This is a genomic window from Gordonia terrae, from assembly GCF_001698225.1.
In the GTDB taxonomy this organism is placed as follows: Bacteria; Actinomycetota; Actinomycetes; order Mycobacteriales; family Mycobacteriaceae; genus Gordonia; species Gordonia terrae.
The window spans coordinates 1-22,140 of sequence record NZ_CP016594.1; the positions used below are offsets into that span (position 1 = coordinate 1).

Annotated in this window: 22 protein-coding genes and 2 tRNA genes; 18 read left to right on the top strand and 6 right to left on the bottom strand. The window is 67.0% G+C overall.

Translation table 11 applies throughout. From position 1 onward, the window contains the following. Nucleotides 1-4 precede the first annotated feature (4 nt). The 11 genes from dnaA (at nucleotide 5) to BCM27_RS25975 (ending at nucleotide 12,705) form a co-directional block, all read left to right on the top strand. On the top strand, nucleotides 5-1,513 hold the full coding sequence (gene dnaA, locus BCM27_RS00005) for a chromosomal replication initiator protein DnaA (RefSeq protein WP_039866015.1): 1,509 nt from the start codon (nucleotides 5-7) through the stop codon (nucleotides 1,511-1,513). 643 nt (nucleotides 1,514-2,156) lie between these two features. Next, nucleotides 2,157-3,326 (top strand): DNA polymerase III subunit beta, encoded by a 1,170-nt coding sequence (gene dnaN / locus BCM27_RS00010; RefSeq protein WP_004020966.1) that lies wholly within the window; start codon nucleotides 2,157-2,159, stop codon nucleotides 3,324-3,326. A 43-nt stretch (nucleotides 3,327-3,369) separates the two neighbouring features. Beyond that, nucleotides 3,370-4,608 (top strand): DNA replication/repair protein RecF, encoded by a 1,239-nt coding sequence (recF, locus tag BCM27_RS00015; protein ID WP_004020965.1) that lies wholly within the window; start codon nucleotides 3,370-3,372, stop codon nucleotides 4,606-4,608. Then, nucleotides 4,601-5,188, top strand: coding sequence for a DUF721 family protein (locus BCM27_RS00020; protein ID WP_004020964.1), 588 nt, complete (start codon nucleotides 4,601-4,603; stop codon nucleotides 5,186-5,188). Before recF ends, BCM27_RS00020 begins: the two co-directional genes overlap by 8 nt. A gap of 341 nt (nucleotides 5,189-5,529) precedes the next feature. After that, a complete protein-coding gene (gyrB, locus tag BCM27_RS00025; RefSeq protein ID WP_004020963.1) occupies nucleotides 5,530-7,593 on the top strand; it encodes a DNA topoisomerase (ATP-hydrolyzing) subunit B in 2,064 nt (687 codons plus the stop codon). A 136-nt stretch (nucleotides 7,594-7,729) separates the two neighbouring features. Then, complete coding sequence (gene gyrA / locus BCM27_RS00030) at nucleotides 7,730-10,219, top strand: DNA gyrase subunit A (protein ID WP_004020962.1); 2,490 nt, start codon at nucleotides 7,730-7,732, stop codon at nucleotides 10,217-10,219. 117 nt (nucleotides 10,220-10,336) lie between these two features. Next, the gene (locus tag BCM27_RS00035) at nucleotides 10,337-11,227 is read left to right on the top strand and encodes a DUF3566 domain-containing protein (RefSeq protein WP_004020961.1); all 891 of its coding nucleotides are present in this window, start codon (nucleotides 10,337-10,339) and stop codon (nucleotides 11,225-11,227) included. A 66-nt stretch (nucleotides 11,228-11,293) separates the two neighbouring features. Next, a tRNA-Ile gene (locus BCM27_RS00040) sits at nucleotides 11,294-11,367 on the top strand. A 62-nt stretch (nucleotides 11,368-11,429) separates the two neighbouring features. Continuing rightward, a tRNA-Ala gene (locus tag BCM27_RS00045) sits at nucleotides 11,430-11,505 on the top strand. Nucleotides 11,506-11,725: 220 nt separating this feature from the next. After that, entirely contained in the window at nucleotides 11,726-12,127 is a 402-nt protein-coding gene (locus BCM27_RS25970; protein WP_239450639.1) for an NAD-dependent epimerase/dehydratase family protein, read from the top strand. 59 nt (nucleotides 12,128-12,186) lie between these two features. Continuing rightward, a complete protein-coding gene (locus BCM27_RS25975) occupies nucleotides 12,187-12,705 on the top strand; it encodes a hypothetical protein (protein WP_239450640.1) in 519 nt (172 codons plus the stop codon). An 8-nt stretch (nucleotides 12,706-12,713) separates the two neighbouring features. On the opposite strand, the gene BCM27_RS00060 is transcribed toward BCM27_RS25975, so the two are convergent. Further along, nucleotides 12,714-13,280 carry a dihydrofolate reductase family protein gene (locus BCM27_RS00060; protein WP_004020958.1) on the bottom strand — a complete coding sequence of 189 codons (567 nt, stop codon included), beginning with the start codon at nucleotides 13,278-13,280 and terminating at the stop codon, nucleotides 12,714-12,716. 73 nt (nucleotides 13,281-13,353) lie between these two features. On the opposite strand from BCM27_RS00060, the gene BCM27_RS00065 reads away from it, so the two are divergent. Further along, nucleotides 13,354-13,923 (top strand): TetR/AcrR family transcriptional regulator, encoded by a 570-nt coding sequence (locus BCM27_RS00065; RefSeq protein WP_033204228.1) that lies wholly within the window; start codon nucleotides 13,354-13,356, stop codon nucleotides 13,921-13,923. A gap of 67 nt (nucleotides 13,924-13,990) precedes the next feature. After that, nucleotides 13,991-15,268, top strand: coding sequence for a serine/threonine-protein kinase (locus BCM27_RS00070; RefSeq protein ID WP_004020956.1), 1,278 nt, complete (start codon nucleotides 13,991-13,993; stop codon nucleotides 15,266-15,268). 69 nt (nucleotides 15,269-15,337) lie between these two features. On the opposite strand, the gene BCM27_RS00075 is transcribed toward BCM27_RS00070, so the two are convergent. Both BCM27_RS00075 and mrf read right to left on the bottom strand, forming a co-directional pair. Then, nucleotides 15,338-15,598 carry a type B 50S ribosomal protein L31 gene (locus BCM27_RS00075; RefSeq protein WP_004020955.1) on the bottom strand — a complete coding sequence of 87 codons (261 nt, stop codon included), beginning with the start codon at nucleotides 15,596-15,598 and terminating at the stop codon, nucleotides 15,338-15,340. Nucleotides 15,599-15,628: 30 nt separating this feature from the next. Further along, nucleotides 15,629-16,984 carry a ribosome hibernation factor-recruiting GTPase MRF gene (mrf, locus tag BCM27_RS00080; protein ID WP_033204230.1) on the bottom strand — a complete coding sequence of 452 codons (1,356 nt, stop codon included), beginning with the start codon at nucleotides 16,982-16,984 and terminating at the stop codon, nucleotides 15,629-15,631. 104 nt (nucleotides 16,985-17,088) lie between these two features. Between mrf and rpmB the strand changes: the two genes are divergently transcribed. Genes rpmB through rpsR form a run of 4 tightly spaced genes read left to right on the top strand, consistent with a single transcriptional unit; the run spans nucleotide 17,089 to nucleotide 18,086 of the window. Next, nucleotides 17,089-17,325, top strand: a complete 237-nt coding sequence (rpmB, locus tag BCM27_RS00085; protein WP_004020952.1) for a 50S ribosomal protein L28 — start codon at nucleotides 17,089-17,091, stop codon at nucleotides 17,323-17,325. Further along, nucleotides 17,325-17,489, top strand: coding sequence for a 50S ribosomal protein L33 (rpmG, locus tag BCM27_RS00090; protein ID WP_004020951.1), 165 nt, complete (start codon nucleotides 17,325-17,327; stop codon nucleotides 17,487-17,489). The genes rpmB and rpmG overlap by 1 nt, the downstream gene beginning before the upstream one ends. Next, nucleotides 17,489-17,794, top strand: coding sequence for a 30S ribosomal protein S14 (rpsN, locus tag BCM27_RS00095; protein WP_004020950.1), 306 nt, complete (start codon nucleotides 17,489-17,491; stop codon nucleotides 17,792-17,794). Before rpmG ends, rpsN begins: the two co-directional genes overlap by 1 nt. A gap of 28 nt (nucleotides 17,795-17,822) precedes the next feature. Next, on the top strand, nucleotides 17,823-18,086 hold the full coding sequence (gene rpsR / locus BCM27_RS00100; protein WP_004020949.1) for a 30S ribosomal protein S18: 264 nt from the start codon (nucleotides 17,823-17,825) through the stop codon (nucleotides 18,084-18,086). 374 nt (nucleotides 18,087-18,460) lie between these two features. Here the strand turns inward: rpsR and BCM27_RS00105 are convergent, their stop codons facing one another. From BCM27_RS00105 to BCM27_RS00115, 3 genes are all read right to left on the bottom strand, one after another. Further along, nucleotides 18,461-19,180, bottom strand: a complete 720-nt coding sequence (locus tag BCM27_RS00105; RefSeq protein WP_004023331.1) for a type 1 glutamine amidotransferase domain-containing protein — start codon at nucleotides 19,178-19,180, stop codon at nucleotides 18,461-18,463. An 87-nt stretch (nucleotides 19,181-19,267) separates the two neighbouring features. Further along, nucleotides 19,268-20,101, bottom strand: a complete 834-nt coding sequence (locus BCM27_RS00110; protein WP_004023330.1) for an SDR family NAD(P)-dependent oxidoreductase — start codon at nucleotides 20,099-20,101, stop codon at nucleotides 19,268-19,270. Further along, nucleotides 20,101-20,349, bottom strand: a complete 249-nt coding sequence (locus tag BCM27_RS00115; protein ID WP_004023329.1) for a hypothetical protein — start codon at nucleotides 20,347-20,349, stop codon at nucleotides 20,101-20,103. The genes BCM27_RS00110 and BCM27_RS00115 overlap by 1 nt, the downstream gene beginning before the upstream one ends. A gap of 78 nt (nucleotides 20,350-20,427) precedes the next feature. Between BCM27_RS00115 and BCM27_RS00120 the strand changes: the two genes are divergently transcribed. Then, nucleotides 20,428-21,912, top strand: a complete 1,485-nt coding sequence (locus BCM27_RS00120; RefSeq protein ID WP_004023328.1) for a DHA2 family efflux MFS transporter permease subunit — start codon at nucleotides 20,428-20,430, stop codon at nucleotides 21,910-21,912. Nucleotides 21,913-22,140: the final 228 nt, after the last annotated feature.

Here is a 22,140-nt window from a genome sequence, read left to right on the forward strand (position 1 = left end):
CCCCGTGACTTCAGACCGAGACACTTTCGGCGAGGTGTGGCAGCAGGTCGTCGCCGAACTCAACGACGACGAAGCCGCACGCGACCACGAACCACTGACACGCCAGCAGAAGGCGTGGCTGTCGCTGGTTCGACCCCTGACACTCACCGAGGGTTTCGCCCTGCTGACCGTGCCGACGGCATTGGTCCAGGAACAGATCGAACGAAATCTCCGCGAGACCATCCGCTCGGTCCTGAGCCGTCACCTCGAGGAGCCCGTCGACCTCGGGGTACGTATCGCGACCCCGCGCAACGACGAGCCGGTACCCGAGGCGCCGGTACCCGACGCTCGTCCGATCGGTGGACGCGCCGCGGCCGCCGACTACGCTGCTGCCCCGGTCAATGCCGGTCTGGGCTCGGCCCCGGTGTCGGAGTCCCCGCGGCCGTCCGGCGACTGGGCGTCGTACTTCGCCGAGCGACCCACGTCGACGCCGCCGGCAACCGGGGCAAACCTCAACCCCAAGTACACGTTTGACACATTCGTCATCGGTGCGTCGAATCGTTTCGCGCACGCCTCGGCGGTGGCGGTGTCGGAAGCCCCGGCACGGGCATACAACCCGTTGTTCATCTGGGGCGAGTCCGGTCTGGGCAAGACGCACCTGCTGCACGCCGCGGGACACTACGCACAGCGCCTCTTCCCGGGCATGCGGGTGAAGTACGTGTCCACCGAGGAGTTCACCAACGACTTCATCAACTCGCTGCGCGACGACCGCCGGGTGGCGTTCAAGCGCCGGTACCGCGACGTCGACGTCCTGCTCGTCGACGACATCCAGTTCCTGGTGGGCAAAGAAGGTATCCAGGAAGAGTTCTTCCATACCTTCAACACCCTGCACAACGCGAGCAAGCAGATCGTCATCTCCTCCGATCGACCGCCGAAACAGCTTGCGACACTGGAAGACCGGCTGAGGACGCGGTTCGAGTGGGGACTGATCACCGATGTCCAGCCGCCCGATCTGGAGACGCGGATCGCGATCCTGCGCAAGAAAGCGCAGATGGACAACATCGCGGTGCCCGACGACGTCCTCGAACTGATCGCGTCGAAGATCGAACGCAACATCCGCGAACTCGAGGGGGCGCTGATCCGCGTCACCGCGTTCGCCTCGCTCAACGACGCCGCACTCGACAAGTCCCTCGCCGACGTCGTCCTGCAGGCGCTGCTGCCCAATTCGGGGACCCTCGAGGTCAGCGCGGCGAGCATTCTCGCGATCACCGCCGAATACTTCGACATCTCCGTCGAGGAACTGCGCGGACCCGGTAAGACACGGTCGATCGCCCAGGCACGTCAGATCTCCATGTACCTGTGTCGGGAACTCACGGACCTCTCGTTGCCGAAGATCGGGGAGACCTTCGACCGCGACCACACCACCGTGATGTACGCCGAACGCAAGATCCGCAAGGAGATGGCGGAGCGACGTCGGGTCTACGACCACGTCCAGGAGCTCACCGCACGCATCAAACAGCGTGCCGTCGGCTGAGACGCCCTCTCCCGTATCTGTAGCTCTCTCGCACCCCCGAGGCCGCATCGGCCCGGGGGTGCGGTCGTCTCACGGTCCGACGCCCGGCGATCGGATTCAGCGGGCCCGAAGGCCAACTCTGTTCCTCGGGTCGAGGGTCGCGGACGCCGTCCGACGACTTTCGTCTTCGGATCCGGCAACGAACGGCCCTGGTCGCGATTGATCACCAGTTGTGGATGATCCTTGGGATAACCCCGGTCGGCATGTGCACCGACGGTGGACGCCGTGCGAACAACATGAAAACTCCACACCGGTGCCCGGATCCGCTCGACGTTGCTCCACCGGTCATGCACACGCTCGCACCCATCCGGACTGGCCCGATGGCATGGTTGTCCACAGATTGCACAGCTCCTATTACTGAGATGGATCCCTCTAGAAAGAGAATCTTTTGTAAGAAGGTCTGTGCACAGACCGTTGCCGATCGGCGCGCTCGGACGCCGCCGGTACGAGGGCCGGACTTGCCCCCAACCACTCCGGCTCGGGCAGTGGCGTTCTACAGTGGGATTCCCGGATGCGGGATCCCACTCCAGGCCGGCCGACCCACTGTGGCGCCGACCCGGCGATCCAGGCGGGAACGAGAACGAGAGAAGGGCAACCTCCCAGCATGAAGTTTCGTGTCGCGCGTGACGAGTTCGCTGATTCCGTCGCCTGGGTCGCTCGCAGTCTCCCGTCTCGTCCGCCCGTCCCGGTTCTCGGTTGTGTTGTGCTCAACGTCGGTGAGACGGGCCTGACCGTCTCGGGCTTCGACTACGAGGTCTCGGCGCAGGAGAACCTCGGCGCGGAGGTCGCCGAGCCCGGGCAGGTGCTGGTCTCCGGCCGGCTTCTCGCCGACATCACCAAGGCCCTGCCGAACAAGCCGGTCGACGTGACCCTCGACGGCTCGCGCGTCGCGATCACCTGTGGCAGCGCGAAGTTCTCCCTTCCGACGATGCCGGTCGAGGACTACCCGCAGTTGCCCGACGTCCCGTCCATCACCGGCACGATCCCGTCGCAGCTGTTCGCCGAAGCCATCTCCCAGGTGGCCGTGGCAGCCGGCAAGGACGACACGCTACCGATGCTGACCGGCGTGCGCGTCGAGATCGAGGGCAATTCCGTCGTTCTCGCCGCGACCGACCGATTCCGTCTCGCGGTGCGCGAATTGCAGTGGGAGCCTTCTGATCCCGACACGAAGGGTGCCGTTCTGGTCCCGGCCAAGACGCTGTCGGAGAGCGCCAAGACCGCAGGTGCCGAGGGCACCGGCGTCGTCTCCCTGGCCTTCGGCGGGGGCGCGGCCATCGGATCCGACGGCATCCTCGGCATCCTCGGCGAGACCAAGAAGACCACCACCCGCTTGCTCGACGCGGAGTTCCCGAAGTTCCGTCAGCTGCTGCCGGCCAGCCACACCGCCGTCGCCACCATCGACAGCGGCCCGCTGATCGAGGCGATTCGACGTGTGGCCCTGGTCGCCGAGCGCGGCGCGCAGGTCCGGATGGAGTTCTCCGAGGGATCCGTTCTCCTCACCGCGGGCGGTGACGAGGCGGGTAAGGCCGAGGAAGAGCTGCCCGTGTCGTTCCAGGGTGAGCCCCTCACGATCGCGTTCAATCCCGGGTACCTGCAGGACGGCTTGTCGGCGATCAACGCCGACGCGGTGGACTTCGGGTTCACCACTCCCAGCCGGCCCGCGGTGCTCCGCCCGGCCAGCGGCGAGGATCCGGTGGCGGACGAGTCCGGCGCCTACGTCGCCCCCGAGAGCGCATTCAGCTACCTGTTGATGCCCGTCCGCCTCCCCGGCTGACGGCCGCCGCCGGCCTCGCCGTCACCAGGATCGACGCCGACTCGTGTTCGTCCGTGAGTTGCATCTGAGGGATTTCCGATCGTGGCGGGCCGTCGACCTCGATCTGGCACCCGGCCCGACCGTCTTCACCGGCCGTAACGGCTTCGGCAAGACGAACCTGCTCGAGGCGCTGTACTACCTGTCGACCCTCCGGTCGCATCGGGTGAGTTCCGATGCGCCCCTCGTCCACGCGGGATCCGCGTCGGCATCGGTGATCGCGACGGTCGAGAACGACGGTCGCGAGCTGACTGCCGATCTGCGGATCAACGCCGAGGGGGCCAACAAGGCGGCCATCAACCGGAGCCCGGCACGACGACCCCGCGACCTGCTCGGCATCCTCCGCACGGTGCTGTTCGCACCGGAGGACCTTTCTCTGGTGCGTGGGGATCCGAGCGACCGACGGCGATTCGTCGACGAGCTCGTCGCACAGCGAGGACCCCGCTTCGCCGCGGCCCGCGCGGACTACGACCGGGTTCTCCGCCAGCGTTCAGCCTTGCTCAAGACTGCCGCGGCAGCGCTGAGACGTGGTGGGGACCAGGCGGATTCAGTAATAAGCACGCTCGACGTCTGGGACGGTCAGCTCGCGGATCTCGGTGGTCAGGTGGTGTCGGCGCGGTTGTCGGTACTCGCGGAGCTCGAACCCCATTTCACCGGTTCGTACGCATCGATCGCGCCGCATTCCCGGCCGGCCGTGCTCCGATACCGGCCCGCGGGGGGTGCGGAGATCGAGGAACGCACGCCCGAGGCGATCGCCGACGTGCTGGCGCTACGCCTGACCGAGTTGCGCGACAAGGAGATCGAGCGCGGCCTGTGTCTCGTCGGCCCGCATCGCGACGACATCGACATCGTCCTCGGCAGCGATATCGCGAAAGGTTTTGCCTCCCACGGGGAATCCTGGTCGTTGGCGCTGGCTCTGCGCCTGGGATCCGTCGAGCTGACCCGTGCGGAGGGTGTCGAGCCGGTCATCATGCTCGACGACGTGTTCGCCGAACTCGACGCCAAGCGGCGAGCGCAACTCGTCGAGTTCACCGCCGATGCCGAACAGCTGCTGATCACCGCTGCCGTGGCGGAGGACATCCCCGAGCGGATCGGCGGACGGCGAATCGGTGTCGACGTCGTCGACGACGACGAGGGACGGCGTTCGCACATCGTCGACGTCAACGGCGCCGGGGCTCCCGAGGATGATGACGATGACCGCGAGGGTGACGACGAGGTGGCCGCGGGGGAGGGAACCCATGAGTGAGGACCACCCATCCGCTTCTCCGGATGATCCCATCGAGCCGGCGCCGCGCCCGACGCCGCCGGGTGAGCTGGGCGGATACGAACGCGCCCGCAAGGCACTCGAAGAGGCCCGTGCGCAGGCCCGCGCCGCGGGGAAGTCCGTCGGTCGGGGTCGGGCGTCGCCGGTGCGTCGGGTACCGCGGGGATCCCAGGGTCGCCGGCGCTGGTCCGGCTCCGGACCCGATGCGCGGGATCCGCAGCCGTTCGGCAGGCTCGTCGGAGGTCTGGCGAAAGAACGCGGCTGGCAGGAGAAGATCGGCGAAGGCACCCTGTTCGGCATGTGGGAGCAGATCGTGGGTTCCGACATCGCTGCACACGCGAAGCCGGTTGCACTGCGCGACAACGTACTCCACGTCCAAGCCGAGTCCACGGCATGGGCGACCCAACTCCGTTACGTCCAGTCGCAGATCCTCGCCAAGATCGCGGCCGCCATCGGCAACGGCCAGGTCACCTCGTTGCGGATCAGCGGCCCGAAGGGGCCGTCGTGGCGCAAGGGCGAGCGGCATGTGCGAGGCCGGGGCCCGCGCGACACCTACGGCTGATGCGTCGCTAGCAGAGTCGCCGGCACTTTACTAGTTGCTGAGCCTCGTGGGCCGTTTTACATCCCCAAGCCACGATCGACCCGGGATGAAGCCAAGAAAATCGATCTGAGGGCCTGTTAGCGGCCCCGGATGCGCGTTCCAGGGCGAGTCAGGCAGTACACTGTGGGGAGTTGTCCCGACAGGGGTGCACAACAACAGACAGACAGCGCCTCCAGGCTACCCGGATCCACACACCGGGTATCCCTGTGCGCGTAGCCGCCGTGTGCCCCGTCGAGAAGGATCGACGACGGATCGGAGACCCCCTGATCCGTCGATGAGCAGAACAGGAGCGGACGCACCTCGTGGCCGACACCAGCGACACCGGACCGAAGAAGAACAAGAAGAAGCCGTCAGAGTATGGCGCCGATTCGATCAACATCCTCGAAGGTCTGGAAGCCGTCCGCAAACGGCCCGGCATGTACATCGGATCCACCGGTGAACGAGGCCTTCACCACCTGATCTGGGAGGTCGTCGACAACTCCGTCGACGAGGCGATGGCCGGTTTCGCCTCTCGGGTCGACGTGACGCTCCTCGCCGACGGCGGTGTGCAGGTCGTCGACGACGGTCGTGGCATCCCGACCGGCATGCACCGGACCGGCGTGCCGACCGTCGAGGTCGTCATGACCCAGCTGCACGCCGGCGGCAAATTCGACTCCGACGCCTACGCGGTGTCCGGTGGTCTGCACGGTGTCGGCATCTCGGTGGTCAACGCGTTGTCCACCAAGGTCGAGCTGGAGATCCAGAACGACGGCTACAACTGGGAGCAGACCTACAGCTACGCCAAGCCGGGCGCCCTGGAGCAGGGGAGCGCGACGCGCAAGACCGGCACCACCGTCCGGTTCTGGCCGGACCCCGAGATCTTCACCGAGACCACGCGATTCAACGCCGAGACGGTCGCGCGTCGACTGCAGGAGATGGCGTTCCTGAACAAGGGCCTCACCATCACGCTGACGGATCAGCGCCCGCAGGCCGTCGAGCCGCCGGGTGATGCCGACGGCGACGAGGACGGCGGCAGCACCGAGGCCGCCGAGGTCGTGAAGTCCGAGGAGGAGAAGGCTGCTGCGGCGGCCAAGCCGAAGACCCGCACGTACCACTACCCCGACGGACTCGTCGACTACATCAAGCATCTCAACCGCACCAAGCAGTCGATCCACAACACGGTGATCGGATTCAACGCCAAGGGTGACGGCCACGAGGTCGAGATCGCGATGCAGTGGAACGCCGGCTACTCCGAGTCGGTCCACACCTTCGCCAACACCATCAACACCCACGAGGGCGGCACCCACGAAGAGGGGTTCCGCGCGGCGCTGACCAGCACGGTCAACAAGTACGCGCTGGACAAGAAGCTGCTCAAGGAGAAGGACGGCAAGCTCACCGGTGATGACATCCGCGAGGGTCTCGCGGCGGTCATCTCGGTGAAGGTCTCCGACCCGCAGTTCGAGGGCCAGACCAAGACCAAGCTGGGCAACACCGAGGTCAAGGGCTTCGTCCAGCGGACCTGCAACGAGCACCTGGGTCACTGGTTCGAGGCGAATCCGGCCGAGGCCAAGATCATCGTGAAGAAGGCCGTCGACTCGTCGCAGGCGCGCATGGCCGCACGCCGCGCGCGCGAGATGGTGCGTCGGAAGACCGCCACCGACATCGGCGGTCTCCCCGGCAAGCTCGCCGACTGCCGCAGCAACGACCCGACCAAGTGCGAGGTCTACATCGTGGAGGGCGACTCGGCCGGCGGCAGCGCCAAGTCGGGCCGCGACTCGATGTACCAGGCGATCCTCCCGCTGCGCGGCAAGATCATCAACGTCGAGAAGGCGCGCATCGACCGCGTGCTGAAGAACGCCGAGGTGCAGTCGATCATCACCGCGTTCGGCACCGGCATCCACGACGAGTTCGACATCTCCAAGCTCCGCTATCACAAGATCGTGCTGATGGCCGATGCCGACGTGGACGGCCAGCACATCTCGACGCTGCTGCTGACCCTGCTGTTCCGGTTCATGCGGCCGCTCATCGAGCACGGTCACGTGTTCCTGGCCATGCCGCCGCTGTACAAGCTCAAGTGGCAGAAGTCGGCACCCGAGTTCGCGTACTCCGACCGCGAGCGGGACGGACTGCTCGAGGCCGGCCGGGCGGCGGGCAAGAAGATCAACACCGACGACGGCATCCAGCGCTACAAGGGTCTCGGCGAGATGAACGCCAAGGAACTGTGGGAGACCACGATGGACCCGGCCGTGCGCGTCCTGCGCCAGGTGACCCTCGACGACGCCGCGGCCGCCGACGAACTGTTCTCCATCCTCATGGGTGAGGACGTCGCCGCTCGTCGCAGCTTCATCGCCCGCAACGCGAAAGACGTTCGCTTCCTCGATGTCTGATCGCCAAACGGTTGGCTCCGAGCAGCTGATCCGCACCCGCTGGTTGAGGTGCGAGGCGGCGTCCTGAGGTGCGAGGGACGAGCCTCGAAGGAAGCGCTAGCGACTAGCCTCGAAACCACTGGCAGAAAGAACCGAAATGACTGACACCACTCTGCCGCCCGCCGGCGGTGAAGGCGACCGCATCGAGCCCGTCGATCTCGGGCAGGAGATGCAGAAGAGCTACATCGATTACGCGATGAGCGTCATCGTGGGCCGCGCTCTTCCCGAGGTCCGCGACGGCCTGAAGCCGGTGCACCGCCGGCTCCTCTATGCATCCTTCGACGCCGGGTTCCGGCCGGATCGCAGCTACGTGAAGTCGGCGAAACCCGTTGCGGAGACGATGGGTAACTACCATCCGCACGGCGACACCGCGATCTACGACGCCCTGGTGCGTCTCGCCCAGCCGTGGTCGATGCGGTACCCGCTCATCGACGGTCAGGGCAACTTCGGCTCACGCGGCAACGACGGTGCGGCCGCCATGCGGTACACCGAGGCTCGCCTCACCCCGCTCGCGATGGAGATGTTGCGCGACATCGGCGAGGAGACAGTCGATTTCGTCCCGAACTACGACGGCAAGACGAACGAGCCGACGGTTCTCCCGGCCCGTATCCCGAACCTCCTGATCAACGGATCCGGCGGCATCGCGGTCGGTATGGCGACGAATATGCCGCCGCACAACCTCAATGAGGTTGCCGATGCGGTGTTCTGGGCACTGGAGAACCACGACGCCGACGACGAGACCACTCTCGTGGCGTGCATGGAGTGCATCAAGGGTCCCGATTTCCCCACCGCCGGACTGATCGTCGGCAGCCAGGGCATCAAGGACGCCTACATGACCGGGCGCGGCAGCATCCGCATGCGCAGCGTCGTCGACATCGAAGAGAACAAGGGGACCACCACGCTGGTGGTCACCGAGTTGCCGTACCAGGTCAACCCGGACAACCTCATCCAGTCGATCGCCGAGCAGGTCAACGAAGGAAAACTGAAGGGCATCAGCCGGATCGAGGACCAGTCCTCGGACCGCGTAGGCATGCGCATCGTGGTGACACTGCGCCGCGACGCCGTCGCCAAGGTCGTGCTGAACAACCTGTACAAGCACAGTCAGCTCCAGACCAGCTTCGGCGCCAACATGCTGTCCATCGTCGACGGCGTGCCGCGCACCCTGCGTCTGGATCAGATGATCCGCTACTACGTGGCGCACCAGATCGACGTCATCGTGCGTCGTACCCGGTACCGGTTGCGCAAGGCCGAGGAACGCGCCCACATCCTGCGCGGCCTGGTGAAAGCCCTTGACGCCCTTGACGAAGTGATCGCGCTCATCCGCCGCTCGGCGAACACCGAGACCGCGCGGACCGGCCTGATCGATCTCCTCGACATCGACGAGATCCAGGCCGATGCGATCCTCGCGATGCAGCTGCGTCGCCTGTCGGCCCTCGAGCGTCAGAAGATCGTCGACGAGCTCGCGGAGATCGAACTCGAGATCGCCGACTACAAGGACATTCTCGACAAGCCGGAGCGTCAGCGCGCGATCGTGCGCGACGAGCTCAAGGAGGTCGTCGAGAAGTACGGCGACGAGCGTCGGACCAAGATCATCGCGGCCGACGGCGATGTCAGCGACGAGGACCTGATCGCGCGTGAAGACGTCGTCGTCACCATCACCGAGACCGGGTACGCCAAGCGCACCAAGACCGACCTCTACCGCAGCCAGCGCCGCGGCGGCAAGGGTGTGCAGGGCGCCGGACTCAAGCAGGACGACATCGTCAAGCACTTCTTCGTGTGCTCGACCCACGACTGGATTCTGTTCTTCACCACCCGGGGTCGGGTCTACCGCGCCAAGGCCTACGAGCTGCCCGAGGCGAACCGCACCGCCCGGGGCCAGCACGTCGCCAACCTCCTGGCTTTCCAGCCGGAAGAGCGCATCGCCCAGGTCATCCAGCTCAAGACCTACGAAGACGCGCCCTACCTCGTGCTGGCCACCCGCAACGGTCTGGTGAAGAAGTCGCGACTCGTCGACTTCGACTCCAACCGTTCCGGCGGCATCGCGGCGATCAACCTGCGCGGCGAGGACGAACTGGTCGGGGCCCAGCTGTGCAGCGCCGACGACGATCTGCTCCTGGTCTCGCAGAAGGGACAGTCGATCCGCTTCCACGCCGATGACGAGGCCCTGCGGCCGATGGGCCGACAGACCTCCGGTGTCCAGGGCATGCGGTTCAACACCGACGACACCCTCCTGTCGCTCAACGTCGTCCGCGACGGCACCTACCTCCTGGTCGCGACGTCCGGCGGATACGCGAAGCGAACCGGCATGGACGACTACCCGGTGCAGGGCCGAGGCGGCAAGGGTGTGCTGACCATCGCCCACGATCGCCGCCGCGGCGAACTGATCGGCGCCCTCATCGTCGACGACGACTCGGAGCTCTACGCCATCACCTCGGGCGGTGGTGTCATCCGCACCACGGCGAAGTCGGTGCGCAAGGCCGGTCGCCAGACCAAGGGTGTGCGCCTGATGAACATCGACGAGGGAACGACGGTCATCGCCATCGCCCGCAACGCCGACGAGCCGGACGAGACTGAGGTCTCCTCCTAGGCGTTAGGGTGAAGACCACTGTTTCGCGGCCCGCCTGCAGTCGGCGGGCCGGGGAACAGTGGGTTCGGACCCGGCGCCGAGCGAGCAACGTCAGAACGCCTGAGTGAGGGAATGTCTGTGAGCACACCGAACGAGCCGCATCAGGACCAGAACGGGCGCCCCGCCGGGGGGCCTGGGGGCCCCGGGACCGGTACCCCGACCGGGGGACTGGTGCCGCCCTGGCAGCGCGGACCCGCCGAGGATTCGGCCGCCGCACCGACCGAGACGTTCACTCGTGAGGGCGCGTCACGCCCCGGCGCCGACGGGAACCCGGGCGGCCCGCCGCAGAGCAACCCGGGCGGCCCGCCGCCGCGCGGCGTCGTCACCAACAGCGGCACCGCCGCCGCCAGCATGAGCGGCCAGCAGGCGCCGGTGACCAAGCTCGAGAGTCCGCGCCGACCGGGCGCGGCGACCGCGACCGAGGAGCCCGGCTTCGTCGAGTCACCGACCAGCACGATCGACCGAGGGCACCTGCCGGAGAACGACCTGCCCGATCTGGATCAGATCCACCACACGGCCGACCTGAAACGACCCGAGGCACCGCAGACGCCGCCGGGAGGCAAGTCGGTTCCGCGGTCGGCGCCACGCCAGGTGCTCGCTGCCGGGACCGCGCTGCGCGCGTCGGTGCAGGTGCGTCGGATCGACCCGTGGGCGACGTTCAAGGTCGCGGCGGTCCTGTCGGTGGTCGGCTTCTTCATCTGGATGATCTCCGTGGCGGTGCTGTATCTGATCCTCGACGGCATGGGCGTGTGGGATCAGGTGAACAACAGCTTCGGAACACTCATGGCAGAGGAATCGAGCACGAGTGGTGACGTCATCGGGGCCGGCACCGTCTTCGGCGGTGCGGCCCTCCTGGGGGCCATCAACGCCATCCTGCTGACGGCGCTCGCGACGATCGGCAGCTACATCTACAACATCTGTGCCGACCTCGTCGGCGGCGCCGAGGTGACTCTCGCCGACCTCGACTGAGTGAGCTCCTGACCAGCCGTTTTGTTTGTTGGGGCATCGGTCGGGTAATCTCACTCCTCGGTTCAAGGGCCTATAGCTCAGGCGGTTAGAGCGCTTCGCTGATAACGAAGAGGTCGGAGGTTCAAGTCCTCCTAGGCCCACTGCGACAGATGTTTTTCGGACATCGGAATTCGCATCCCACCGAACCCATCCGGGACGGTACGGGGCCTTAGCTCAGTTGGTAGAGCGCTGCCTTTGCAAGGCAGATGTCAGGAGTTCGAATCTCCTAGGCTCCACCACTTTCACCGAAGGCGACGATGCGGCTCGACGAGCCACTCGTCGCCTTCGGCGTTTCTCTCGATCGCCGACTCTCATCCCAGCCGCACAACAGGCCGGTCACCATGTGGACCGAGGAGATGCAGGATCTCGACGGGGCGTCGCCGGCCGGTCCGGCGTCATCTTTGCAGATTCCGCAAAAGCTCTCGCCGGTCGCGACTGCCGTCGCAGACCATGGACTCCATGAGCATCGGGAACGACGCAGGTGGCGTTGAGGTGGACGAATCGAACGAGCATCTACGAATCCTGCTTCTCGGCGGGCGCGGTGCGGTGGGCGAAGTCGTCGCCCGGGAGCTGGTGGACGCCGGCCATGTCGTGACCGCGACGAGCCGCACGGCAACCGGTGACGCTCGGGTCGATCTACTGGGCAACCTCTCGGAGTTGCGTGGTCTCGTTGCGCGACACGACGTCGTCGTCAATGCCTCGGGGATCGAGCGCCCGGAGCTCGGCACCGCGACCGGACCGACGCCACTGGTCGACATCTCGGCGTCGGGGGCCTACCTCGACGCGCTGCGGGCCGCCGCCGTGGGGCCCGTCGTCCTGGGGGGCCCGTCGTCCTGGGAGCGGGGCTTGCACCGGGCCTGAGCACGATCCTGGCCGCCTCCCTCGACTCGCGCCCGGACGACGACCTCGATGTGCTCGTGATGCTCGGGGCGGGCGAGAAGCACGGCCCGGCGGCGGTCGCCTGGACGGTCGGTCTGGTCGGCACCGACGTCCACCACCCGCCGAAAGGCCGACCGGTGCGCAACCTCGGCGAGACCCGCCGCGCCACCGGACCGGACGGACGCAGCAGGCGCCATCTGCGCGCCGACTTCCCCGACCACGTCCTGCTGGACGACAAGCCCGGCGCGATCCGCTCGTATCTCACCCTCAGCTCGGCACCGATGACCGCGGCGCTGGGTCTGATCGGTCGGGTGCCGGTGTTGCGGAGCACCTTGACGTGGGCGCCTCCCCTCGGGTCGGACGCCTGGCATGTCGTCGCCGAGAACCGGCGGTCCGGTGAACGTCGACACGCCTGCGGTACAGGACAGTCCGAGGCGACAGGTCGGTTGACGGCGCTGGCTGCCATCCGCGCTGCGACAGAGCTGCGCGATTCGTCGCGGACTGCGGTGACGATGGCCGACCTCGTCTCGCTCGACGACGCGCTCGCGGTGATGACGTAGGTCCGCTCCTACGTCGCGGCGTATTCGACGATCGAGACCCCGGTCTCGAAGTCCTGACCACTGACGCGGCGAAACCTCCTGGGCGCGTATCGTCCGCGAGCCATCAGCGGGATTCCGCTGCCGAAGAGCACCGGCTGACGTTTCAGGACGAACCGGTCGATCTCGTCGGCCAGCTGGGTCGCCAGATCGCCACCCCCGCAGAGCCAGATATCCTTTCCCTCAACCTTTTTGAGATCGCGCACGACGTCGAGCGGGTCGCGGTCGGTGAACGTCACACCGTCCACGGGGTCGCGTCGTCGATGGGTGAAGACGTACTGGTCGAGGTGGCGGTACGGGCTCGTGACCTCGGGCAGCCCCGCAGCGTAGGTGCCGGCTCCCATGAGCACGGTGTCGAAGATGCCTGCGCTCTGGTCGATCCCGAGTGCGACGGCGTAGTCGGTCGGGATCGTGTCGGCGAATCTGTCGTTGATCCCGTCCATGTGATCGCCTTCGATGAGAAAGGCGTCGAACTGCCCGTCCGGTCCGGCGATGTACCCGTCGAGACTGACGGCCACGTAGTACACGAGTTCACGCATGTTGTTCCCAATCACTTCAGATGTAGTGATTGCGAAACTACAGCACATGTAGTGGTTGCGCTATCGTTTTCCCATGGCCCGAAATGACGACCGCCGACGCGCGCTTGCCGATGCGGGCCTCGAAGTGCTCGCCGACACCGGCGCCCGCGGGCTCACCCACCGCGCCGTCGATCGTGCCGCCGGCGTGCCTGTCGGTACGACGACGAACTACTTCCGTTCTCGCTCAGCACTTCTGACCGGTCTGGTGGAGCGCATCTATGAGCGGCTGGCGCCGAGTGACGACTTCATCGCCGAACGGGCCGGACGCACACCGACCCGGGAGCTGTTCGCCGAGTACCTCCGCAACATCGTCGAACGTCTGATGGCGAACCGGACCGTCACCATTGCGCTGATCGAACTCCGGCTGGAAGGTATTCGGCGCCCCGAGGTCGCAGAGATCATCGTCGAATGGCGCCGCACCGGATTCGCCGGGGACGTGGCCTTCAACGAGCAGGTGGGCCTGCCGGGAACCGCGCGGGAGATCGCCCTGTTCCACTACGCGGTCGACGGACTCCTCCTCGACCAGTTGACCGGCCCCCTGCTACCGGACGTACCGGTCGACGACATCGTCGATGCACTGGTCGACGGGTTGCTGCCCGGCTGAGATCGCGCCGCCCGGGTCCGACTTCGGGTCGACGATGGCTGGACATCGAACCCGCTACCGTGAACAGGTGGACCGAGACCTGCTCGACGGACGCTACGAGATCCGGGGAGTTCTCGGACGCGGCGGCATGGCAGTGGTCCATGACGGGTGGGACCGGCGACTCCACCGATCGGTCGCCATCAAACTGCTGCGCTCAGAGCCGGACACCGGGACGGTCGCACGGGACCGATTCGCCGCGGAGGCGCGGGCGGCTGCCGCACTCAACCACCCGAACATCGTCGCCGTCCACGATTTCGGCGAGCACGACGGCACGCCGTACATCGTGATGGAACGGCTGAGTGGCACAACGGTCGGCGACCTCATGGTCGGCGGGCCGTTGCCACCCCACCGCGTCGCGGCGATGCTCGACGACGTCCTGGCCGCCCTGCAGGCCGCCCATTCCGCCGGCGTGCTGCACCGCGACATCAAACCCGCGAATCTGCTGATGTCCGGCAACCGGGTGAAGGTGGCCGATCTCGGCATCGCCAAGACCGCCGGGATGGCGCACACGGCGACGGGAGAAGTGGTCGGCACCATCTGCTATCTCAGTCCCGGTCGCGTGTTGGGCCGGGCGGCGACTCCGGCCGACGATCTCTACGCGGCTGCGGTCGTGGCGTACGAGGCGTTGACCGGTCGCCGAGCGTACGACCACGACAACCCTGCCGCCGTGGCGCACGCCATCCTGCACGCGCCACCGCCACCGCTGGCCGACATCCGTCCGGATGTCGCGCCGACACTGCGCGAGACGATCGACCGGGCGATGCGCCCGGGCGACACCGTGCCGTTTCCGAGTGCCGCGGCGATGAGCGCGGCGTTGGCCCGACGGGGCGACCACCCGGGCCGTGACGCGGGGACGAACCGGCTCACGGCGCCGCTGCCGTTGCTGATGCCGCCCGCTGGGGTCCCGTCGGGAACGGCTCCACTTCCGGGTGTGCCGAACCGGTCCCGACGTCGAACGTCGATCGCGGTTCTGGGTGGCGCTGCCGCCCTGCTGGTCGCCCTACTCGTCGCCGTCGTCGTCATCGCCGGCGGATCCGACGACGACACACCTGTTCCGGCGACCCCGAGCTCCCTGCCGGCCGCCGAGTCCTCGGCCACTGAATCCCGTCCGACTCCGCCGAGCACAGTCGACGCGTCCACGCCGATCCCTGTACCGACCGGCGCGACGGAGACCGACGCACCATCGACTGAGCAGGGTCCGGCCGAAAGCGGAGGAAACGGGCGGGGGAACAACGGTGGTGGCAACAGTGGTGGTGGCAACAGCGAGAACAAGGGGAACGGGAAACCGAAGGACGACAAGAACTGACACGCTAACGGTGTCAAACTCCGCAGAAGACTTCGGACCCAGCGGTCTCAGGGTCGAGGCCCCCGACCCTCAGTCGTTCCTCTTCTCCAGGTGCGCGTAGCGACGGCGGAACTTCTCGACCCGGCCGGCGACGTCGGGGATCGTGTTGACGCCGGTGTAGAACGGGTGCGAATCGCTGGTGACGTCGACGGTGATGAGCGGGTACTCGTTGCCGTCGGACCACGTGACGGTCGCCGACGACGTCGCGGTCGAGCGGGTGAGGAACTCCTTGCCCGTTGAACCGTCGCGGATGACGACGGGGTGGTAGTCGGGGTGGATGCCCTTTTTCATGCTGGGTGCCTTTCGGGAGATGGATGAGCGTCAGTTGTCCCGCGGGTCCGAGGCGTCGAGCCCCGGAATCGCGTCCACGGTCGACTCGGCGACGTCGAGGTCGTCGCACGGGTCGGCGTGGAACTGACCGAAGGGATCGTCGAAGGTCGACCAGAATTGCTGTCCCGCGGCGAATTCGACCTCGTTGAGGCACGCGTTCCGCAGTGCCTCCTCGATGTCGGCAGGATCGCCCTGATGAACGAGAGCGACGAGTGACGTGTGGCGGTCGCCGAACGCCTCGTCCCAGCGCAGGGCACCGAGGGCGCGACGTTCGGCGGACACCTCGGCGAGTTCGTCATCGGTCATCGAGGCGAGCCAGGGGCCTCCGTGGGCGACGCGCAGCCCGCCACCGGCCGACTCGAGCCACAGCGCCTCGTCGGGCTGTGTCGCCATCCAGAGCCGCCCGCGCGCACAGACGACCCCGTCGAGCAAGGCGTCGATCGCGTCGTGGAAACGGCCCGGGTGCAGAGGTCGGTCGCTGTGGAACTCGACCCAGGTGACCCCGCAATCGGATTCCAACGGGGGTTCACCGGCGAGGAGCGGGTCGTGCGGACCGTCGATGCGACCCCGCCGTGAACGTGGGGGCACCGCGGCGAGCAACTGCTCGGCGAGGACGGGTGTGATCGGGCGTTGCGGCAGCTCGAACATCATCGGGACGTTCGGTGCGAGCCGCTTGAGGACGGCGACGAGTCGGGCCGACGCCCACGCGTCGCGGAAGGTCGGGTCGCACGCCGCGACCACGAGCGCATCGGCGAAGGCGACCTGTCCGACTGCCACCTGGGCGAGCGTGCGGTCGTCGTCGAGCGCGACGTGCCCGCCCTCGGCGAGCGACAGGTCGCCCGTCGCCGACGTCAGCCAATCCTCCTCGGCGACACACGCAATGGTGAGGTTGACGCGGACGTCGGCGGCCGCCGGGGCGTCGTCGAACCCGGGCATGTCCGCGACGATGACGTTCTCGATCGACCAGGCGACCTGCTCGGGTTCCAGGACGGGATCGAGCGTGAGGACGATCCGGCTCACCGACGGTCGACGATGAAGGCGCCGGAGCAGGGGGAGCAGGTCCTCGCGCAGCGTGCACGAGATGCATCCGTGGGCCAGCTCGACGATGCAGACGTCATGTCGGCTACGCCCGTCGGGTCCCCGCCAGCTGAGGGTCCGGACGACGCGCCCATCCTCCACCTGGGTCAGGTCGTGGTGTATCTGGACGCTGCCGACACCGCCGCACTCCAACGCATCGCCGACCCGATGGATCGACGGTGCGTCGAGCCCGGTGACCAGGACGACCGGGGTTCGATGGTCGGTCGGTCCGGCGTCCTCCGGGCGGTTCGCGAGTCCATCGTCGAACACGACTCCACTCCGATCTATTGAGAATGATTTCCATTTGTGCTCCGCCGACGGTACCGTGGCCGAACAGTTAATGCCAATCATTGTCGATAAGAACAGGAGGCAGCATGTCCAAGAGGTGCCAGGTCACCGGTCGGGTGCCGGGATTCGGCAAGCAGGTGTCGCATTCGCACAAGCGGACGTCGCGCCGGTGGGACCCGAACATCCAGCGACGCCGCTACTACGTGCCCAGTGAAGGGCGGTATGTGACGCTGCGCGTGAGCGCCAAGGGGATCTCGACCATCGACAAACACGGCATTGAGTCGGTGCTGCGCAAGATCCGCGCGCGTGGAGAGAAAGTCTGATGGCGCGCAACGAGATCCGCCCGATCGTCAAACTGCGCTCCACCGCCGGGACCGGGTACACGTACGTGACCCGGAAGAACCGCCGCAATGATCCCGACCGGATGGTCCTCCGCAAATATGACCCGATCGCCCGCGCTCACGTCGACTTCAAGGAGGACCGCTGATGGCCAAGAAGTCCAAGATCGTCCGCAACGAACAGCGTAAGGAGGTTGTCGCGCGGTATGCCGACCTCCGCGCCGAACTGAAACGCGCGAGCGTGGCGGCAGATTCGACGCCCGACGAGCGGATGGAAGCGATGCGACGTCTCCAACGGCTGCCGCGCAATGCAAGTCCGACGCGGCTGCGGAACAGGGATGCGGTCGACGGCCGTCCGCGCGGGTACATCGGGAAAGCAGGTCTGTCCCGCGTCCGGTTCCGCGAGCTCGCGCATCGCGGCGAACTACCCGGGATCCAGAAGTCCAGCTGGTGAGACGGCCCTACGAGAACCAGGAACGGTGATGGCCAACAAGAGAATCCGCCAGCGCGACGATGTGCCGGCCAAACGCAAGAAGAACCTGCTCGCAGCGCAGGGTGTACGCGTCGACGGGCGTAATCCCGTCGACTACAAAGACGTCGCGCTGCTGCGGCAGTTCTTGTCCGACAAAGGACGTATCCGGAGCCGACGGCTCACCGGTTTGAGTCCGCAGGAGCAGCGCCAGGTCGCCACGGCGATCCGCAACGCACGCGAGATGGCGTTGCTGCCGTACGACTCTCGGCACTGACGACTGTTGTGCGGTGAGAGTGGAGCGACCCCCTCTGCTCCCTGAGGTGCGAGCGAAGCGAGCCACGAAGGGCACGGTGAGGTGCCTCGCCAGCCCTTCGTGGCTCGTCGCTAACGCTCCTCGCACCTCAGGGAGCGGGAGGGGGCGTCGCTAACGCTCCTCGCACCTCAGGGAGCGGGAGGGGGCGTCGCTAACGCTCCTCGCACCTCAGGGAGCGGGAGGGGGCGTCGCTAACGCTCCTCGCACCTCAGGGAGCGGGAGGGGGCGTCGCCAACGCTCCTCGCACCTCAGGGAGCAGAGGGGGGCGCTTCTTTCGGATTAGGGAGCGGGAGGGGGCGTCGCTAACGCTCCTCGCACCTCGGCGAGCAAAAGCCCTACTTCGAGCCCTGCGGGACGTTCTCGAGTCGATCGAGCAGGGTGCGGGCCAGCGATTCCGACGATGCGGGGTTTTGGCCGGTCAGCAGGTTGCCGTCGGTCTCGATGTGGACCGTCCACGGTTCGGCGAGGGTGACCTTGAATCCCGCCTGGGTGAGCCGGTCCTGCAGGAGCCAGGGCGCCTTGTCGGCGAGCCCGGCCTGCTCCTCCTCGGCGTTGCTGAAGCCGGTCACCGTGCGACCGGCGAACGCGTTGACCCCGTCGGGAGTGTTCGCGGCGAGCAGGATCGCCGGCCCGTGACAGACGATCCCGACCGGTAGTTGGGCCTCGTCGGCTGCGATCAGGAGGCCACCGGCGTCCGCGTCGACCGCCAGATCCTCCATCGGGCCGTGTCCGCCGGGAACGAACACGGCGTCGTAGTCGGCGATGCGAACGTCGGTGAGCGCGATCGGCTTCTTCAGTTCGGGTGCGGTCTCGACCACGTGGCGGATCTCGGCCGCGCGCTCGGGCGTGCCGATGCTCTCGACCGCCAGACTGGTCTCGTCGACCGGTGGCCGTACGCCGTTCGGGGTGGCCACCGTGACCTTGTATCCGGCCGCGCGGAACACCTCCAGTGGGGCGACGGCCTCTTCGGCCCAGAACCCGGTCTTGTGAGCCGAGCCGTCGTTCAGCGTCCAGCTTCCGGCGCCGGTCATGATGAAGAGAATGTTGCGTGTCATCTGAACCTCCTGTGCCCAGGTAGACGATGTGGACATCGTCCGCCAACGTAGAGAACAACCGCGAGCTCGGCCACGGTGCAGGTCAGGTCAGGTGAGACCGGTGAGCTCGGCGGAGCGTTGCCACAGACCGTCGATCAGTGTCTGGTCGTGGGCCTGGCGATTCTCCCGGCCGTTGGGCTTGTGGCGGTTGAAGTACACCCCGTTGACGCTCGGGTCGGCGCCGCGCTCGGCCAGGGCGATCAGCGGGGCGGCACCCTGCTCGGGGGTGATGGTCACCAGGCGTGTGATCGGGGACCGATAGGCGAGTCCGACGAATCGCGAGTCGCGGCCGAAGCTCGTTGCCGCAGGTCCTGGATGCACTGCGGCGGAGTAGATCCTGTCGGCAGTCCAGCGCTGGGCGATCCCGCGCGTGAACAGGATGTTCATCAGCTTGGCGGTGCCGTACGGGCGCATCGCGAGTGTCCGGCGTTTCTCGAAGTCGAGATCATCGAGGTCGACCTGCCCGAAGAGATTGCCCACGCTGGAGGTGTTCAGGACCAGGGACTGCGGTGCCGCGGCCAGTCGGTCTCGCAGCAGGTGAGTCAACAGGAACGGCGCGAGATGGTTGATCTGGAAGTTGAACTCGTGCCCGTCGGCGGTGCGTTGGGACGAGTCGAACGTCCCGCCCGCGTTGTTCATCAGGACGTCGATCGTCCCCACGGCGCCGTTGATCTCGGCTGCGAGGTCCCGCACCTGCGCCAGATCCGAGAAATCCGCGGTGAACTGGGTCGCGCCGGTCTCCGCCGCGATCGGCGCGAGCTTCTTCGGTGAGCGTCCGACGAGGACGAGATTGGTATCGGGCCCGGCCAGGGACCGGGCGGCGATCGCGCCGATACCGTCGCTGGCGCCGGTGAGAACGATGGTGCGGGTCGGTTCGGCCATCACTGTCCCTCCGCCGTGCCCTCGGAACCGCCCAGAGCGTGGCCCTGATCGGAGTGACCGGTGTGGGGAGCGGCCTCGTAGGCGGCCTTCTCCTCCTCGGTCCGCTTCGTCTGCCCGATCGGGGTGTCACCGGCGGCCGGCAGAACGGACTCGGGACCGTGCTCCTCGTCCGGATCGTCCCGCAGATCGGGGTCGGTCTTCAGTTCGTCTTCGTTGGTCGTCCAGGTGGGCTTCTCGTTGTCCGGCATCTCTCCACCTTGCCCGAAGACGCGCGAATTCACACCGGTATTGACTTCAAGTTCACTTGAGGTTGTCTGCTCGTCGTCGTGACCACACTCGACCCGGCCAGCCGGCGCATCGGCCTCATCCTCGTCGTCCCGACCCTCATGGTGATGCTCGACGTGACGGTGGTGACCGTCGCGCTCCCACAACTCACCACCGAATTCGACGCCCCGCTGTCCAGCGTGCAGTGGGTGACCACCGCCTACGCGCTGGCCCTTGTGGCGGTGATGCCGCTATCCGCGTACGCCGGCAATCGGTTCGGCGGTCGGCGCGTGTACTGCGCGGCGCTGTTGGTCTTCGTCCTCGGCTCCCTGCTCACCGCCCTGTCCTGGAACATCGTCAGTCTCATCGTCTTTCGCGCCTTACAGGGACTCGGCGGCGGAATGCTCCAACCCGTGGGCATGGCCATCGCGCTGCAGGCGGTGCCCGAGAGACTGCGCGGTCGGATGATGGCCATCTTGGGACTGCCCACCCTCGTCGGTCCCGTGCTCGGTCCGGTGCTGGGCGGCGTTCTCGTGGACCATGGCAGCTGGCGCGTCGTCTTCGCGGTCAACGTTCCCCTCGGACTGATCGCGGTGGCGTTGGCCTGGCGATTCTTCCCCCGGACCGGCTCTCGCCGGATGCCGCGGATCGACCTGCGTGCGGTTGCCGCTCTGTCCCCGGGTGGTGCGTTCCTGGTTCTCGGCCTGTCTCGCGCCGGCGACACCGGTTCGCTCCTCGCGGCGTCGATCCTGGTGCCGGTCGGTATCGGCGTGATCCTGTTGGCGTACTTCGTGCGCCGGTCGCTGCGCAGCCGCACCCCCGTCCTGGATCTCCGACTCCTGGCACAAGCTCGCCTGCGTGGTGGCGTCGTGGTGATGATCTTCTTCGCCGGGGCGTACTTCGGCTCGATGACCATTCTGCCGATCTATGTCCAATCGGTCCGGTCCGATTCGGCCACGACCGCAGGCATGCTGTTCGTCCTCCCCGCGCTCCTGAGCGGCATCAACCTCCAGATCGCCACCCGTGTGACCGATTCCGTGGACCCACGGCGGGTCGCGATCTGCGGGATCGTGCTGTCGACGACGGCGATGATCCTGATGGCGACGCTGCTCGACGAGTCCACTTCCTACCCGGTCATCGTCGCGATCCTCGCTCTCATGGGAATCGGTGTCGGAGCGACGATGTTGCCCACCATGACCGCCGCCACCCGCGATCTCGAAGGCGCCGACACCCCGGGTGGCACGACCATCCTCACGACCTCGAACCAGTTCGCCGTCGCGATGGCATCCGCCGCGATCACCGCCACCATTGCGGCGCTGATGAACTCGCGCAGCGGGGCGGTCGACGGTCGGGGAGTGGCGGGGGCGATGACGCTCGAATCCGCCGACCGTGCCGACGCCGCGCCCGAGTTGGCCTCGGCGATCGCCGACACGTACCTCCTCACGGCCGGTCTGCTCGTGTGTGCCCTCCTCGCGGCCGTGTTCGTGATGCCGGCGCGGCGGGCCCTTCGAGACGCTCGCAAGCTCGCTCCTCAGGGGGCGGGGTGAGAAGCTCGCTCCTCAGTAACTGCGGCCGTCGTGGACTGCGAAAGCACTCGTTGTGACCGGAGCGGGCCCAATTACTGCTCCCTGAGGAGGCCGGAGCTTGCGGAGGCCGTCACGAAGGGTCCTGGTGAGATGCGTCACCGAACCCTTCGTGGCTCGTCGCTAACGCTCCTCGCACCTCAGGGAGCAATGGTTGTGTCGTTCTTTCGGATTAGGGGGCGTGTTAGGTGG

Coding starts and splice junctions, on each gene's coding strand:
- dnaN (WP_004020966.1), top strand. CDS start 2,157: ATGAAGTTTCGTGTCGCGCGTGACGAGTTCGCTGATTCCGTCGCCTGG.
- BCM27_RS00020 (WP_004020964.1), top strand. CDS start 4,601: ATGAGTGAGGACCACCCATCCGCTTCTCCGGATGATCCCATCGAGCCG.
- gyrA (WP_004020962.1), top strand. CDS start 7,730: ATGACTGACACCACTCTGCCGCCCGCCGGCGGTGAAGGCGACCGCATC.
- BCM27_RS25970 (WP_239450639.1), top strand. CDS start 11,726: ATGAGCATCGGGAACGACGCAGGTGGCGTTGAGGTGGACGAATCGAAC.
- BCM27_RS25975 (WP_239450640.1), top strand. CDS start 12,187: ATGCTCGGGGCGGGCGAGAAGCACGGCCCGGCGGCGGTCGCCTGGACG.
- BCM27_RS00060 (WP_004020958.1), bottom strand. CDS start 13,280: ATGCGTGAACTCGTGTACTACGTGGCCGTCAGTCTCGACGGGTACATC.
- BCM27_RS00065 (WP_033204228.1), top strand. CDS start 13,354: ATGGCCCGAAATGACGACCGCCGACGCGCGCTTGCCGATGCGGGCCTC.
- BCM27_RS00075 (WP_004020955.1), bottom strand. CDS start 15,598: ATGAAAAAGGGCATCCACCCCGACTACCACCCCGTCGTCATCCGCGAC.
- rpmB (WP_004020952.1), top strand. CDS start 17,089: ATGTCCAAGAGGTGCCAGGTCACCGGTCGGGTGCCGGGATTCGGCAAG.
- rpmG (WP_004020951.1), top strand. CDS start 17,325: ATGGCGCGCAACGAGATCCGCCCGATCGTCAAACTGCGCTCCACCGCC.
- rpsN (WP_004020950.1), top strand. CDS start 17,489: ATGGCCAAGAAGTCCAAGATCGTCCGCAACGAACAGCGTAAGGAGGTT.
- rpsR (WP_004020949.1), top strand. CDS start 17,823: ATGGCCAACAAGAGAATCCGCCAGCGCGACGATGTGCCGGCCAAACGC.
- BCM27_RS00105 (WP_004023331.1), bottom strand. CDS start 19,180: ATGACACGCAACATTCTCTTCATCATGACCGGCGCCGGAAGCTGGACG.
- BCM27_RS00110 (WP_004023330.1), bottom strand. CDS start 20,101: ATGGCCGAACCGACCCGCACCATCGTTCTCACCGGCGCCAGCGACGGT.
- BCM27_RS00115 (WP_004023329.1), bottom strand. CDS start 20,349: ATGCCGGACAACGAGAAGCCCACCTGGACGACCAACGAAGACGAACTG.